This window comes from Paenibacillus tyrphae (assembly GCF_000722545.1).
Taxonomy (GTDB): Bacteria; Bacillota; Bacilli; order Paenibacillales; family NBRC-103111; genus Paenibacillus_G; species Paenibacillus_G tyrfis.
Window position 1 is genome coordinate 1 of the sequence record NZ_JNVM01000008.1, and the last position, 15,275, is coordinate 15,275.

Consider the following 15,275-nt stretch of genomic DNA (forward strand, 5'->3'; position numbering starts at 1 on the left):
GCTTTATGATGCAACATGCGGGATTCACCTCCTTTGGTGATTTTATGATAATTATAGCACGTATGTTCGTATTCATGCACAAGAGATGCTGATTCATCTCCCCCTTATCGAAGAGGGAGTCTTCTCAGCCTTAACGATAAATCGATAAACTATCCGCCTATTGTCCTGTTTTCATCAAAAAGAAACGAAAGACACATATTCTATAACATTATTCGACAAAAAAATGAACCGGCTGAAGGACTGTGCCTCCGGCCGGCTCGAACTTTTCCCTTATCGCAGTTCCACTTAAGCAAGGACCTCAACGGTAAAACCGCCCGGGGCTTTCACATAGAACGTCCATCCATGCGATCTTTGCGGCGGCTTAACATCGAATCCGTCGTCCTTCATGCGTTGGTTGATCTCATTCACCTTCTCTTCGCTCTCCTGAATGAAGCCGATATGAAACGTCTTAGGGTACTGAACCTCGGCTCCTTTCATTAACGTAATCACCATTCCGTTATCGTCAAATAGCACTGCGAATGAACTGCCGCGCGCATCTCCGCTCGTGTCCATCGGCCTGAGTCCGAAATAAGTTTCCAAAAACTGTTGAGCGGCCGGTACGTCCGTGACCGTCAAATTGATATGATTCAGCTTCATCACATCCACCATCCTTTGGTTAAAAAGTTGATTTCTCCTAAATCGTATCACATTCATGCAAATGATAACTTTTTCACAGTTTGTTGTTGAATGATGCGTGAAAACCCGTCACTTGATTTAATCTATTTCATCATGGATCAAATTGACTTGATGCAATTGTCCTATTTTCCTAATGATGGTAGAATTATAAGAAGATAGAACTACATAGTAGGGGGTCATTTTATGAAACTAAACCAAGCGGTGTTAGGGATTGTTCTGTTCAGTCTTTCGTTCTCGTCGATCACATCGATCGCAAGCGCTCATCCCGGCAGAACGGATAAAAATGGAGGACACACGTGCAGAACCAATTGTGCAAAATGGGGGCTTGAAGACGGCGAATATCATTATCACAATGGAGGAAGCACCTCAAGCGACGGTTCCGGCAGCAAGTCAAGCTCGCCGAAGGCGGCTCCCTCTTCCCCGGCAAAAGGAGAAGTCCCAGACGGCATGATCAAGGTGAATGTCCCCACTTTTAAGGTTTATGTAAATAATCAGGAAGTTTCCAATGCTTCTGCGCAGTATCCGGTCATTACCTACAAGGACATTACCTATTTCCCAATGACTTGGAGCTACACGCAGGCTTTGGGACTCGAAACCAAGTGGGATAAAGAGACGGGATTTGTGATCCGGAAGACGGCCAACAAAGCAGCCAAGCTGAATCCCGACCTTGGCTCCCCGCCTGCAAAGCTGTACGCCAAGCTTCCCGATTTCAACGTATTTGTAAACGATGCCTGGTTTGACAACTCGACAGAAACGTATCCGCTGCTTGTTTTAAATGATGTGACCTATTTCCCGATGACCTGGAAATTGGCTGTCGAGGACTTAGGCTTGACGACAAAGTTTGAAAATAACGCCTTTTACATCTCGAAGTAAGGCTGCCATCAGGCGGCTCTGGATGAGAAAAAGTGCCTCTCCTCGCGGGGATGGCACTTTTCCTTTTTTTTGCGGCAAATATAAAATTAAAGTTATGGCGCGTCCGGCCCTACGTCGGTCTTCTCCAGCGGACGATTCTTGAAGGACGAGGCCGTGGAATACTCGTCCGCTCCGATATCATGAGCGGATGAGCGGGCTTCGCCATCCATATCCTCCTTGATATAGCTGTACGTTCCAACTGCGGCGTCAATCGCCGCCTTACTGGCGGAGGATAATTTTTGCAATCCGTTCACGGTTTGAAATAACGGGTCGGCGTTGCGAATCTCCGAAGCCGTTCTCGATTTATTGCTCAGCGTGCTGCCATACCCGATGTTGCCTTCGAATACGGTGTTGCTGGTGGCCGCTTCGTTATAAAGCGTGCCCGTGGAATTTTTCACGATGTTGTTCGCCACGACGCTGTCTTGAGGAGCGTAAGCCTTTCCGGACCCGATAACAATCCCCCCCTTGCTGCCTACGATCGTATTGTTGACGACTTGGGCGCGATAAATTTTCCAATGCGCTCTCAATTGGTCCAGCGTCGGATTGGGCGGATACCCGCCGGTGCCGCCGTCGAAGCTGCCGCTGTCGAGATGGATGGCCGTCCCGGTAAGATTCTCGAAGTAGTTGTTGTAAATTTTATGGTCATTGCCATACACCCGAATTCCCGATTGCTCCGTTTTCACGCCGTCGCCAAGGAAGAAGTTCCCGTAAAACTCGTTGTTATGGCCGTGCCGCGAAGTAAGTCCCCCTTTCGAGGTTTTGAACGTATTGTAGCGGACCGTGTTACCGCTGCTTTTGACGGAGACGATTTCGGGTTCACCGTCGCAGTTCTCAAACAAATTGTATTGAATGGTGTTGTACCCGTTGGACAACGAGACTTTGGATAGCCCCAGACGTATCGTTTCCTTGCCGTTGTCTACCCACGGGCCGACCTCATGGAAGTAGTTGTATTCGATCACGTCGTACTGCGAGATGTTCCCCTTGCCGTCGCCTTCGTAGGCAATGAGCGGACTCGTGTCGTTCTTGGGACCAAAATCATTATGGTCGATCCGGTTGTGATGGCTGTTCGCTCCGCTCACCTGCAGCCAGATCAAGTCTTTTCCGGTTGCCGGCAAAGCGAATTGATTTCGGGTCACCCGAATATTGTTGGAGCCGTCCAAGAGGAGGGCCGTGTTGCCGGTGTTCGTAAACTTCAAGCCCTCAATCGTAACGTAGGACGATTTTTGAATTTTGAGCGATGCCCCGCCGGAAATGACGGCCTGGCCCGGATTTGCCGCTTTGATCGTAATCGGGCTGTTCGCCGTGCCGTTCTTGCCGCTCACGACGAAGGGAGCATCCTGCGTGTAGGTACCGTCGGCGAGCACAATCGTCGTGCCCGCAACCGCTTTGCCAATGGCCGCAGTCAGCTCGGCAGAGGTGGAAACCGGCACGCCTTCGGCACCCTCCCCATAAATCTCTACTTCGGTGTAGCTGTTCCAGGCATTAACCGAGTTGCCGTGCCCAATAATTTTTACGTACCGGGCCGCGTTGACATCAGGAAAATCAAAGGTTTGCAGTCCTGCATTCAAGCTGCTAACCGCATTCGCCTTTACCGTCTTAAAGCTCACATTGTCGGTCGAGGTTTGAATATCGAACTTGGAAGTTCTGGTATCCCCGTTTAGAAAGGCCATTTTCATATAGCTGACCTTCTTGTTGGCGCCTAGATCGAATTTGATCCATTCCCCGTCGCCGCTGGCGGACCAGCGTGTAGACAGATTGCCGTCTACCGTATTGGCCGAAACATTGCCGTCGTCCTTACTCGCCGTTACGGCAGACGCCGGAACCTGCAGCTTGGCATCCGCTGCATAACCGGGTGCGGCAGGAATAAGCGCAGGAAGCAAGCAAGCGCATGCAAAAACCGTAAATAGCTTTGTTCGTCTTATCATTTCATCGCTCCTTCTTTTTTTAATTGCAGAGTGCACTCCGGTTTCATTTTACAAAGAAAAACGGGGCAAAAGAAATCATCAAAATGCTGAAAAGATCATTAAAACCTTCAATTTCCGGCCTCTCAAAACGGAAAGTCGTAAAGCCGCCAAGGCTTATGCCCGCCGAAATAGCGGACGGGTCTTCCGGAGGGAGATACCGGCCGTATGCGCAGATCCGGGAGCTCGCCGTCCGGATACAAAATCGCTTCCTCTCCCTTTTGCAAGTCCAAGGCGATATCTCCTTCCTGCGCTCCCAAGTCGACCATCGCTTCAGCGGCGGCTGTTCCGGCTTTCCGCCACCGGACGATGCCGGTCCACCCGGTCCGGACAATACACGGCTCCCCGACCAAGCTTCTCACGCGGATAAACCGGGTGATGCCGTCTCTTCGCACGGCGCTGACGAGAAAAGCTCCTTCGGCGCGCAGATCGTGAAACGCCGCATCCCGCCATTCGTCGGGGACGGCCGGGAAGATGCGGATCGTCCCTCCCCAGCTTTGCAGCAGCATGTCATGAATCGCCTCCGCTCCCGCAAGCGGCGTCTCGATGACCGGCCCTGCTTCTTTGTACATCGTATTCGGCTTGACGATCAGCAGCAGCGCTTGCAGCAAGCGAAGCGCTTCATTCCCCCAGCCGAGCGTAGCGGCGATCGATGCCGCGCCGGTCACACTGAAGCCGCGCAAATCGCCCTCCTTGCCGATCCAATGGCGAAGCGAGGTGGCGATCAGCTCCCGGTCCTCCTCCCTGTCGCAGCCGATCAGGTGCAGCGGAAAGACGGCGAGCAGGTGGCTGAAATGCCGGTGGCCGTACGCAAGCGGCGTGTCGCGGCCGATCATGAGGCCGGTCTCGTCCACCGGCAGCGGCGCCAATCGGTCGAGAACGTGCAGCCATTTCCAGCACAATAGGTCCGCTTCCCCCAGCCGCTCGCTTATGGCCAGCAGCGTTTCGCAGCCCCAGCGGATGAGCGCCAGATCGTAATGGCAGTCGCGTACCCTCGTCCGCATAAACGAGCCGTATTCGGGGGAAATGGTCGGCGGCAGATGCAGTCTGCCGTCCTCCTCTTCTTCCAGCAGGTGGAAATAGTAATTCATGCTTCTTTGCAAGATCGGATACAGCACGTTTCTCAGCATCTCGTCATCCATAGCGTACCGGTAATGCCGCCAAACGTTGTGACAGATCCAGGCGAGGTTGCCGACCTCGTCGTCCACTTCGCTTTTCAGATCATAACTGCTGCTTCGGCCCAATCCCGCCGAATCGTGCCGGAACGGCTCGGGCACGTTTCCGATCAAATGCTCCTTGTTTGCGTCGAGCGTCCGTACGAGCGATTCCCCGATCTCCAGCCGGTTCGCCGTATAGACCGGCGAATAGCTCATTTGCACGTTCATGTTGAACCAGATCCCCGGCCAAGGCGACGGGGCAAGCCACGGTCCCTGATTGTCGATCAGCGGGCGGTCGGCCCGCGTGGCCGAGGCCAGCTTATACATCTGAATCCAGTAAAAGCTTTCCAGCCGCCTGTCCGGGAGCGAAACGAAGCTTTGCCGGTAATACCGGTGCCACCACCGGCGATGCGCGCCGACCCACGTGCCGAAATCGCTCTCCGAAGCGTTCCTCACCGAAGCCGCAGCTTGCTCTTTCGCCTTTTCGTCATGGCCGTTGGCGATGCTGACATACCAGATGCGGCGGCGGCCTTCGGACGCCCGCATTTCCTTCCAGGCCGCGACACAGCCTTCATCCGGGGCAAACCGCTGGATGGAGAAGAACATGCCGTCCTTCCCCGTCGTTTTGTCCACCTCTTCCTCCGGAATGTACTGGTTCGTATTGATGCCATCGGCATACTTAAGCACCGGGTCCACCTCGGAATTCGCATACCATGCCAAGCGCGCGCCTTCTTCCCCTTCCGTCGTCTCGAGCTCGACGGCCATAACCTCCGCTTCGCTGTGGACGAATGCTCGGACCCGGACCTCTCCGCGGGTCGTCGTCAATACGGCTCGCAGCTCGGCATTCCACAAATCCAGCCGCATCGAAGTCGGATGGTAAATCATCCCTTCCAGCTCCAGGTCGAGCTCGCCGACCGGCACGCGCGGACGGAAGCCCGGACGGTCCGTCCGGGTCGCCGTCACGTCCGTTCGGCCCGCAACGAACCGCAGCACATTCCGCTTCTTCGCATTCTCCTCCCCATAAATCATCGCGCCGATCAGCCCGTTGCCGATAAAAGCCCCTTCGTCCCAGCTAACGGGCTTAACGACCCATTCCATATCGTTATCGGCCATAAACTGCTCCCAATTGAGATCCAGGCGGACATTTTCCATTTCGTTATCATTCATGCTGCGGGTTCCGCTCCTTATCCTTTGATTGCGCCGACCAGCGCGCCCTTCACGAAGTACTTTTGCAGGAACGGATACACGAGAAGAATCGGCACCGTCGCAACGATAATCGTCGCGTATTTCAGCGTAACCGACAGCATCGCCACATCGCTCTCCGTCGCGCCGACGGCCATCGAGCTCGCTTCGCCCTGCAGCAAAATTTCGCGGAGCACGAGCTGCAGCGGATACAGCGACCGGTCCTGCAGGAAGATCATCGCATGGAACCAGGAGTTCCAGTGACTGACGCCATAATATAGCATCATGACCGCGATGACGGGCATGGACAGCGGCAGCATGATGCGGAACAGGATGACGAAATCGTTCGCCCCGTCGATCTTGGCCGATTCCTCCAGACTGTCGGGGATCGCCTCGAACGACGTTTTCATGATGATCAGATTGAACGTATTGATCGCATGCGGAATAATAAGCGCCCACAGCGAGTCAGCAAGCCCGATGCCTTTGACCGTAAAATAAAACGGAATCAGTCCACCGCTGAAGAACATCGTAAAGACGATGAACAGCATAAGCGGCTTGCGGTAGCGCAAGCTTTTGCGCGACAAGGCATACGCCCCGAAGGCTGTAAGCGACAGATTGAACGCAAGGCCGACGACGACGACGAACAGCGTATTCCCGTAGCCCTTCAAAATCATCGGGTTGTTAAACACGCTCGCGTACGCCTCGAGCGAAAATCCGAGCGGCGTCCACAGCATGCCTTTGTGCGCCATCAAGCTTGCGGCGTCGCTGACGGAAGCGAAGGCCACGTACATGATCGGGTAAATGGTGAGCACCATCAGCAAAGTCAAAAAGACGACATTGCCGGCATCGAAGCATCTTTCCGAAACGGTGCGCCGGTTCAGCATTGGCTGTTCCTCCTTTCTACCATAAGCTCGTATTGTTCAGCTTGCGGCTCAACCAGTTGGAAAAGATCACGAGCATAAAATTGATGACGGAGTTGAACAACCCGACCGCCGAGCTGAAGCTGTAATTGAAATCCTGCAAGCCGACCCGGTATACATACGACGAGATGACATCGGCTGTCTCGTACGTGCTCGGATTGTACAGCAGAATGATCTTTTCGAATCCGACATTCATCAGCCGTCCGATGTTCAAAATAAGCAAAATGACGATCGTCGGCATCAAGCCCGGAATCGTGACATGCAGCATCTGCTTCCACCGTCCGGCGCCGTCCATTCTGGCGGCCTCGTACTGCTCGGGATCGATGCCGGTCAAGGCGGCCAAAAAGATGATCGTTCCCCAGCCGATATGCTGCCATACCCCTGACGAGACGTAAATCGAGCGGAACATATCCGGTTCAAGGAGCAGCGACAGACGTTCTCCCCCCATATAGACGAGGATATCGTTAATAACGCCGTCGCTGGCTGTAAAGTCCTTCACAATGCCGCAGATGACAACGAGCGAGATGAAGTGCGGCAAATAGGTGACCGTCTGCACCGTGCGCTTGAATATCGTGTGTTTCACTTCGTTAAGCAGCAGGGCAAGCACGATCGGCGCCGGAAAGCCGAACAACAGCTCGTAGAAGCTGATCAGCAGCGTATTTTTGATCGTTCTCCAGAAATAAGCCCCGGTGAAAAACGTCTCGAAATGCTCGAAGCCGATCCATGGACTGTCCCCTATGCCGAGCCGGGGCGAAAAATCTTTAAACGCGATGACGGCCCCATACATCGGGGCATAGTGGAATATCACGTAAAAGAGCAGCACCGGAAGCAGCATGACGTACAGCAGCTTATTTTTCCGGATATCGACCAGCAGGCCGATGCGCGCGCGCTTCTTCGGGATAACGGCGATCGTCGTTTCCGGGTTCATGGCGCTCATGTTCTCTCTCCCTTCCAAGCCCTTCCCGTGAGGAAGGCGACCGATTTATCGCTTATTGTAACGGTCCAGCGCTTCCTGATAAATTTTCGTCACCTTATCGATTCCCATCGATTGAATCTGCTTCACGTAATCGTCGAACTTGTCAATCGGTTCCTTGCCCATAATAAACTTCACGAACATTTCTTCCTTGTAGCTCGCGATCGCCGTATTCAGCTTGGCTACTTCCTTGCTCTCCTCGACCGTCGGCGTAATGAACAGCGGCATCACATGCTTGGCCGCATCGGTTTCGGACCATATTTTTATGGCTGCATCCTGCTCCGGGAACGTGTTGAAGCTTTTCCGGCTATCTCCCGGAAACGGTCCGTTCGGCTTCGTATATTGAGACACCATTTGCTGGAGATTGTATTTCTCGTTTTTCGTTATCTTGTCGGTGAACTGCGGTGCGCCGTCCTTCATCGCATAGCTCTCGCCCTCAATCCCGAAGTTGAACAGCAGGCTGCCCTTCTCGCTGAAAGCGTAGTCCAGCCATTGGACGGCCAGCTCGGGATGCTTCGTATCGACGGTTACCGCTTTGCTGCCGGCTGGATTGTATTTGAAATCACGCTGCCCGATGAAGGCCCGCTCCCCTTTTTTCAAGGTCGGATACGGGGCGGCAACGAGTTGGAATTTCGGATTTTTCTTCTTCCCGGTTTCCATCCAACGGCCCATACCGCCGCTGAGCAGAGAGACGGTGGCTCCCGAATTTTCACCCAACATTTTGTTGTCCAGCGTCTTCGAATCCGTGTTCAAGGCAAAATCCTTATCGATCAGCCCTTCCGCATACCATTTCCGGAAAAGAGCAAGCACTTCCTTAAATTGCGGATCAATCGGTCCGTACTTTACCTTGCCTTGGTCGTCGATGTAGAACCGGTTCGCCGTACGGTAGGCCCCGATAAACGCATCTTGAATATTAAACTCGTTGCTGTACAGCGAAGTGAACGGAGCCGACGCACCCTTCTGTTCTTTAAACGCTTTCAAAACGGTGTACCATTCGTCGATCGTCGTCGGCACCTGCAGCTTCAATTCGTCCAGCCAGTCTTTGCGGATCATCGGCCCGCGGAATACAAGCCCGTTGTCGGGACGGATCATCGGAAATACATAATATTTGCCGCTGTCCGTCTTCACCATCTTGTCAAGCTCTTTGTCCTGCTGCAGCCGCTTTTTCAGATTGGGCGCATACTTGTCAATATAATCGTTGAGCGGCAGGATGACCTTATCGGCGATTGCCTTCTCCGCTCCTCCGGGATAGGAGCTATTCCAGTCGTATTCGATAACGTCCGGTAATTTGTTCGACGCGATCAACAGATTGAACTGCTCCTTCGCCTGTCCGTCGACCGGGTGCGTATACTTGACTTTCACGCCGGTTTCCTTCTCCAGCTGTTTGCCGAACGGCGAGTCGGCCAGGTTGGGCACAAAGGTGATCAGGTTCGTATTGATCTGCTCCCACGAGGTCAACGTTTCCTTCGTTTGGATAGGGTACTGGCCAGCTTCCGACGATGACGCCGGCGTTTTCGGCGCATTCTGGCCATCCCCGCTACTCTGTTTGGTGCATGCGACAATTAGACTGGAAGCCAATACGACGCATGCCGCAGCGCGAAACGATTTACCGGCAGAGCTTTGTTTCATGCGAATCCCCCTATGAGTTAAGAAAGTGTGCACTCCGGGTTGCTGCACCTTAGCGCCATTATGCTACGAAGCGCATCTTGAAGCTATATTCAGAATCGAAACTCCACCGTTAAAATCGGCAGTATGGCGCCATGCTTTTCCGCAATCCTTATACAAAAACCGAAAAAAGCCGCGCAAGCATGCTTGAACGGCTTTTCTTGGACAGGACAGCAACATTAGAGCTCTCTATATTTTCCCGGCGTAATGCCTTCGAATTTTTTGAAGATCCGGTTGAACGTGTTGATGTCGGCGTATCCGACCTTTCTGGCGATTTCCGCAACCGACAGCTTCGCATCTGGAAGCAGCCGCTTCGCTTCCTCCAGCCGGGTCATGCTGATCACGTCGAGCAGCGCCTTGCCCGTCTGTGCCTTGAACTGCTTCGACAAATAAGACGGGGTCAACCCGAACGCTTCGCCAAGCATCGAGATGTTGAGGTTTTCATCGTTGTAACGATCCCTTATGTAAGAGAGGATCTGCTGACTCAGCAGATTGCTTTGCTCCTGGCTGCGCTCGTTCTGGATCAAGCGGCATACCTCGCCCAGCACCTCGCGAAGCTGCACCTGCATCTCCATGATCGTTTCACAGCCGGTCAACCGGTCCACCGGATTGACCCGCTCAAGGAAATCCCGCTTGCCTCCCGCACCGATCTCGTCCATCGTTTTCAGAAGCGTGCCGATCATATCGAACATGAGACATTTGGCCAGTGGTACGGACAGGGGCGCGCCGGAGACGTTGATGCCGATAATTTCATCGATCATCGCACTCGATTTCTCGTGGTCGCCTGTCTTCACGAAATTAATCAGCTGCTGCTCCACATGCAAAGGGTAGTAGTAGCTGCCGGCTGGACGCGCCGTATCCGAACCGGGCAGATCGCCGTACCGGATAATTTCCCCGCTCCCCATCACCAGACGGTATTCCAGCGCCTCCAGTGTCTCCTGATAGGCGCGCGGAATCCCGTACAGTTCTTGATGGATACCGCTGATCGCTGCCGTGAGGCGGATATGGAAATGGTCGAGCAAAAACGACTTGACCTGTGCTGCGATTCGCCGCAGTTCCTCCTCATCGGGCTCCGCTCCGAAATTGACGATGCATGCCAGCATATCGTCCATTTCCGTCGTGAAAGCGTGATGGCGGCTGCCCGCCACTTCCTCCACCACGTTCATGATAATAAAATGCAACAGCCTGCCCATCCGGGGATCGGGATAACCGGACGAATCCAGCTTGCCGTAATGATCGATGTGAAACAGAAGGACGGCGAAGTATGGCGAAGTCAGCCGGATATCGTGGGCGGCGAGCGACTCGTGTACTGGAACGTTTTGCTCCAGCCGGCCCTTCAGCAGACTTTGGAACAAATGGGAACGGATGGCGTCGCGGTGTCGGTGAAGCCGCTGGTCGATCTTCTCCTTCTCGGCAAACGTCGTATTGAGCGCCTCCTCCAAGTACCCGTACTCGTTCGACCCTTCGTCGAAGGAGATGCCCGATTTTACGGAAAGGCTGCGAATCAGCACGCTGATCGGATTGTAATTTTTTCGCAAGAACAAGAACGTCACGATTCCGCCGATAACGAGGCTTAGCCCGATGCTGGAATAGATGAGCAGCTTCATCGTTTTCATCTTGTCGTCGAACAGCTCGGCGGGAATCATCGAAACGTATTTCCAACCCGTGCTGTCCGACGTCGTGTAGGACACGGCTACCTCTTTGCCGGAAAGCGTCTCGTACAACAGGCCATGCTTGTTCGCGAGACGATCGTAAACCGGTGCAGCCGGGTTATGGTCGAAGCCCGTCGAGGCGACCAAGCGGTTCTGCTTGTCCACGACAGCGATCGAAGCTTGATTGGCGGGCGTGATATTGTCCAATAGCTTCGAATCCTTGATGACGAACACAATCACCGCTCCCGGCTGATCCGTATGGTCGAGCGTGATCGACTTGGCGTACATGACGGCCTTGACCGGCTCGCCATCCCCACGCATCGTAACGGGGACGTATTCCTGAATGTACCGCTTGTCGAAGAACGCCTTCCATTCCTCGTAGCTCGTCCCGTCTTTCTCGCGCAATCTCCCGTACAGCGCCCGGCTGTCGATGTGATCCCGTGCCGACAATACGGTGTCGCTGTTTTTGTAATAAATGTAGATCTGCTCGATAAAATCGTTGGCCACTTGATACACCCGCAGGTCGCCCGCGATACTGATCAAATCGTAGTAGTCGCTGTCCGTAAGCGGCTGCTGCGCATTAATAAATCCGGCCACCCGCCGGTTCAACGCAATTTCGAGGCTTAACCGTTCGATCCCTGCCAGATTGCCGTCAATCGCCTGCTCCATCTGCCGGAGCATCGATTCGTTGGCGCGGTTGATTTCCGATTCCACCACATGCCAAGCGGCGGCATATAGAATCGCGCTGATCATAATCGGAACAAGCAGCACCGAAATGTAGGAAATGAGCCACGTGACGATCACGCTATGTTTGTTGAACCGAATTCCTTTTCGACGCATTGGCCCGCCTCCTGAATGTCCCCCATAGCAATTGTAACTGCTTTCATTCCATTATACAGGAAACGATTCAGGTGAAAAGCCTCTTCTTGCTCTAGGGCTGCAAGGGGGAGCCTACGGACCGGCAGATGCCAGAACTCTTTTTATCTATTAATAGCGGCAAAATAATTCGTTATAGCATCTGCAGCCCGCTTATAGCCGCCGGCCTGGCGTAACGATTCGCCGATCACATGAGCCTGCTGCCTATAATCCGGATTGCTTAACACTTCTACCAAAGCAGCTCTCAAAGCAGCAGGGGTAAGGTTATTTTTATCCAAAGTAATGCCTGCTCCCAGCTCTTGCACCCGCTTCGCCACAAGAGGCTGATCCGAGGTTAATGGAATCATCACCAGAGGCACATTGTAATACAGGGCCTCACTTGTGCTGTTCATTCCTGCATGGGTAATAAAGGCGTCTGCACGCTGCAGCATTTCCAGCTGCGGAACGTACGGTTTTACTATAAAATTAGCGGGAATCCGATCCATCAACGGTTCCATATCCGTATGTTTGCCTGAAGATAAGACGAACGTCGCCGGTAAATCCTGAAATGCGTCAAAACAGAGCTTGTAAAAATCCAAATCTTTATTCAAGATGGTGCCCATTGCGATGTAAACCGTCTGTTGATGTCGGGCACGCAGCTGTTCGAACGGGAAAGACGGAGCATCTTGACGCGGCACGATCGAAGGACCGGCAAAAATAAAGCTATCGTCCAGCTTTTCGGCTTGCGGTTGAAAATAGCGGCTTGTATAAACGAGCTTTAATCGCCCCTCATGTTTGGCAATTTCATCCATAGCCGGGGCACGCACTTGAAATTCATCAGCTAGTTGCCGCGTCAACTTCATCGTAGCCTCATACAGCTCCTTGACGTCCTTACGGTTCTCATCCATGTCTTGGTCAGTCCCCAAAGGCTCTACGAAAGCAAAGGAAGCGATGGAGCATACCGCAGGGATGCCCAGCTTTTCCGCAATGATCGTGCCTCCCCACCCCATCAAGGAGTCGAAAATCAAATAATCGAACGTTTCATCCGCGGTAACCCGCAGAACTTCCGGGACGATCTTCCGAATAATCCCACCAACCATCATATAGACGAACTGGTAAGGATGCTTGTACTCCGCTGGCTTTAACACCGGATCATGGGAAAAAGCGTCTTCGGGAAAAGGATAGGTCCGCAACTCAGCTCCGGTTTGTTCAATTCTGGAACGATACTCCTCCGTGCATACATAGACAACTTCCTCGCCGTTGTCCGTCAACTGCTTGACCAATCCCAGCGACGGATTCACGTGACCTTCAGCCGGAGTAATCACAACCAACACACGAGCCATCTTGTTCACCTCCAAATTGGAATTCCATTATTGTCCTAAATATACAATAAATGAATTTCTTTGTGTAGAATAAACTTGTCAGCCACAAACTCCGAAGCCGAAGATCCTAGCCCCCGCTGCGCAAAAAGAAGCCTGCCCCAATCCGGGCAGACTTTAGATATCAAATTCTCGATCGGATTGTAATTTTTTCGCAATCACGCTTTAGAAAACAAAGCAGTCCAAGTCACAGAAGCCGCTGCCATGATGGTGGTTACACCCGCGATGAAGGCGAATCTGTTGAGGCGATGGGGCTCCTGATCCACCGCCATAATTTGCCCCATTGTAATAGCCGCCGAAGTAATTATGCGGAGACCAGTCAGGACTTGCTTTCGGCGCTGGCGGCGACAAAGGCTGAAATTCGTGTGCGCCGTAGACTATTTTGCCGCCAACTACCGTAAAGACGGACTCGATTTTTTTAATCTCTTCTTCGGCGACCGTAAAGAAATTATCTGAAAGAATGGTAAAATCAGCGTATTGGCCTGCTTTGATTTGCCCCTTCACATCTTCTTCCTGTGAAAACCACGCATTCCCTGTCGTATACATGCGAAGCGCTTGGTGCCGCTCTACACGGTTAGAAGCAGGGTACAAGCTTAGCCCGCCAAGCGTCTTGCCCGTCACTAACCAGTATAAGGCCACCCAAGGATTATAGCTGGCTACTCGGGTCGCATCTGTTCCGACACCAACGCGCAATCCGGATTTCATCATTTTGGTGATTGGAGGAGCATTCTCCGCTGCTTCTGTCCCGTATTGGTCGACGAAATACTCACCCTGGAAAGCCATTCTGTTTTGTACGGCAATCGAACCGCCTAAGGCAACGACCCGCTCCAAATCCTGCTCACGGATCGTTTCGGCATGATCGAGAATCCAGCGCAAGTCTTGGAAAGGCACCTCTTTATTCACACGTTCAAATACGTCGAGAAAGCGTGTGATGGATTCTCCATAGGTTGCATGGAGACGGAATGGCCAACGATGCTGCACAAGATGATGAGTCACTTCAAAAAGCTCGTCTTCCAGTACAGCCGGAAGCTCCGGACGGGGTTCTACGAAATCTTCAAAATCAGCAGCGCTGTAAACCAGCATTTCGCCTGCACCGTTATGACGATAGTAGGCGCTGCCCGTGTAAGGCTGCGTTGTAGCGGTCCATGCCTTAAAATCAGCCAGCTCATTGTTAGGATGCTGGGTGAATAAATGATACGCCGTGCGCACCGTAATCTCTCCGCGCTTATCAAGCTCTTCAAAGACCTGATAATCATCGGGATAGTTCTGAAAGCCTCCTCCGGCATCGATCACGCTTGTGATGCCGAAGCGATTCAATTCCCTCATGAACAGCCGGGTTGAATTGATTTGATCTTCGTAGGAAAGCTTTGGCCCCTTAGCCAGAGTTGCATACAAAATAGTCGCATTAGGTCTGGCAATGAGCATTCCTGTGGGATGACCTTGGCCGTCCCTTTGAATTTCTCCGCCCGGCGGATTCGGCGTATCCTTCGTATACCCGATGACTCTCAGAGCTGCTTTGTTCAAAAAGGCTTGGCGGTAAAGATTGAGGATGAATACGGGGGTATCCGGAGCAATGCGATTGATTTCATCTAAAGTCGGCATTCGGCGTTCCGCGAATTGGAACTCTGTCCAACCTCCGACAACACGGACCCAATGAGGCGCAGGAGTACGATCCACCTGCTTTTTCAGCATCCGCAAGGCATCCGCTATGGAAGGTACCCCATCCCACCGAAGCTCAAGATTATAATTGAGACCGCCTCGAATCAGATGAATATGAGAATCGTTCAACCCCGGAATTAACATTCGCCTATTTGCGTTCACAACCTGCGTGGAGGTCCCCACATATTGCATGATTTCGGCATCGTCCCCAACGGCCAGAAATTGGCCGCCCTTAACGGCTACAGCTGTTGCTGTAGGCTTAGCATCGTCCATCGTCACGATAAG

At 52.8% G+C, this 15,275-nt stretch carries 10 protein-coding genes; 1 reads left to right on the plus strand and 9 read right to left on the minus strand.

The window, feature by feature from the left end; all coding sequences use genetic code 11:
- Positions 1-285 precede the first annotated feature (285 nt).
- The gene (locus tag ET33_RS10085) at positions 286-636 is read right to left on the minus strand and encodes a VOC family protein (protein WP_036680891.1); all 351 of its coding nucleotides are present in this window, start codon (positions 634-636) and stop codon (positions 286-288) included.
- A gap of 222 nt (positions 637-858) precedes the next feature.
- Between ET33_RS10085 and ET33_RS10090 the strand changes: the two genes are divergently transcribed.
- Positions 859-1,548, plus strand: coding sequence for a YHYH domain-containing protein (locus ET33_RS10090; protein ID WP_036680219.1), 690 nt, complete (start codon positions 859-861; stop codon positions 1,546-1,548).
- Between the two features lie 92 nt (positions 1,549-1,640).
- Here ET33_RS10090 and ET33_RS10095 read toward each other — a convergent pair whose 3' ends face one another.
- The 8 genes from ET33_RS10095 to ET33_RS10130 all read right to left on the minus strand — a co-directional run bounded on the left by ET33_RS10095 (position 1,641) and on the right by ET33_RS10130 (position 15,263).
- On the minus strand, positions 1,641-3,512 hold the full coding sequence (locus ET33_RS10095; protein WP_036680228.1) for a chondroitinase-B domain-containing protein: 1,872 nt from the start codon (positions 3,510-3,512) through the stop codon (positions 1,641-1,643).
- 122 nt (positions 3,513-3,634) lie between these two features.
- Positions 3,635-5,872 (minus strand): glycosyl hydrolase family 95 catalytic domain-containing protein, encoded by a 2,238-nt coding sequence (locus tag ET33_RS10100; RefSeq protein WP_036680231.1) that lies wholly within the window; start codon positions 5,870-5,872, stop codon positions 3,635-3,637.
- A gap of 17 nt (positions 5,873-5,889) precedes the next feature.
- Positions 5,890-6,771 (minus strand): carbohydrate ABC transporter permease, encoded by an 882-nt coding sequence (locus tag ET33_RS10105; protein ID WP_036680238.1) that lies wholly within the window; start codon positions 6,769-6,771, stop codon positions 5,890-5,892.
- A 16-nt stretch (positions 6,772-6,787) separates the two neighbouring features.
- Positions 6,788-7,744 (minus strand): ABC transporter permease, encoded by a 957-nt coding sequence (locus ET33_RS10110; RefSeq protein WP_036680240.1) that lies wholly within the window; start codon positions 7,742-7,744, stop codon positions 6,788-6,790.
- 45 nt (positions 7,745-7,789) lie between these two features.
- Entirely contained in the window at positions 7,790-9,409 is a 1,620-nt protein-coding gene (locus ET33_RS10115; protein ID WP_036680242.1) for an extracellular solute-binding protein, read from the minus strand.
- A gap of 215 nt (positions 9,410-9,624) precedes the next feature.
- Positions 9,625-11,937: a helix-turn-helix domain-containing protein gene (locus ET33_RS10120; RefSeq protein WP_036680244.1), complete on the minus strand. Its 2,313-nt coding sequence runs from the start codon at positions 11,935-11,937 to the stop codon at positions 9,625-9,627.
- Between the two features lie 140 nt (positions 11,938-12,077).
- The gene (locus ET33_RS10125) at positions 12,078-13,295 is read right to left on the minus strand and encodes a macrolide family glycosyltransferase (RefSeq protein ID WP_036680246.1); all 1,218 of its coding nucleotides are present in this window, start codon (positions 13,293-13,295) and stop codon (positions 12,078-12,080) included.
- A 201-nt stretch (positions 13,296-13,496) separates the two neighbouring features.
- On the minus strand, positions 13,497-15,263 hold the full coding sequence (locus tag ET33_RS10130; protein ID WP_200879202.1) for an amidohydrolase: 1,767 nt from the start codon (positions 15,261-15,263) through the stop codon (positions 13,497-13,499).
- Between the last annotated feature and the right edge of the window lie 12 nt (positions 15,264-15,275).

Bases quoted from the DNA above. Each gene is read 5' to 3' on its own strand.
- ET33_RS10085 (WP_036680891.1), bottom strand. From the start codon at position 636: ATGAAGCTGAATCATATCAATTTGACGGTCACGGACGTACCGGCCGCT.
- ET33_RS10090 (WP_036680219.1), top strand. From the start codon at position 859: ATGAAACTAAACCAAGCGGTGTTAGGGATTGTTCTGTTCAGTCTTTCG.
- ET33_RS10095 (WP_036680228.1), bottom strand. From the start codon at position 3,512: ATGATAAGACGAACAAAGCTATTTACGGTTTTTGCATGCGCTTGCTTG.
- ET33_RS10100 (WP_036680231.1), bottom strand. From the start codon at position 5,872: ATGAATGATAACGAAATGGAAAATGTCCGCCTGGATCTCAATTGGGAG.
- ET33_RS10105 (WP_036680238.1), bottom strand. From the start codon at position 6,771: ATGCTGAACCGGCGCACCGTTTCGGAAAGATGCTTCGATGCCGGCAAT.
- ET33_RS10110 (WP_036680240.1), bottom strand. From the start codon at position 7,744: ATGAGCGCCATGAACCCGGAAACGACGATCGCCGTTATCCCGAAGAAG.
- ET33_RS10115 (WP_036680242.1), bottom strand. From the start codon at position 9,409: ATGAAACAAAGCTCTGCCGGTAAATCGTTTCGCGCTGCGGCATGCGTC.
- ET33_RS10120 (WP_036680244.1), bottom strand. From the start codon at position 11,937: ATGCGTCGAAAAGGAATTCGGTTCAACAAACATAGCGTGATCGTCACG.
- ET33_RS10125 (WP_036680246.1), bottom strand. From the start codon at position 13,295: ATGGCTCGTGTGTTGGTTGTGATTACTCCGGCTGAAGGTCACGTGAAT.
- ET33_RS10130 (WP_200879202.1), bottom strand. From the start codon at position 15,263: ATGGACGATGCTAAGCCTACAGCAACAGCTGTAGCCGTTAAGGGCGGC.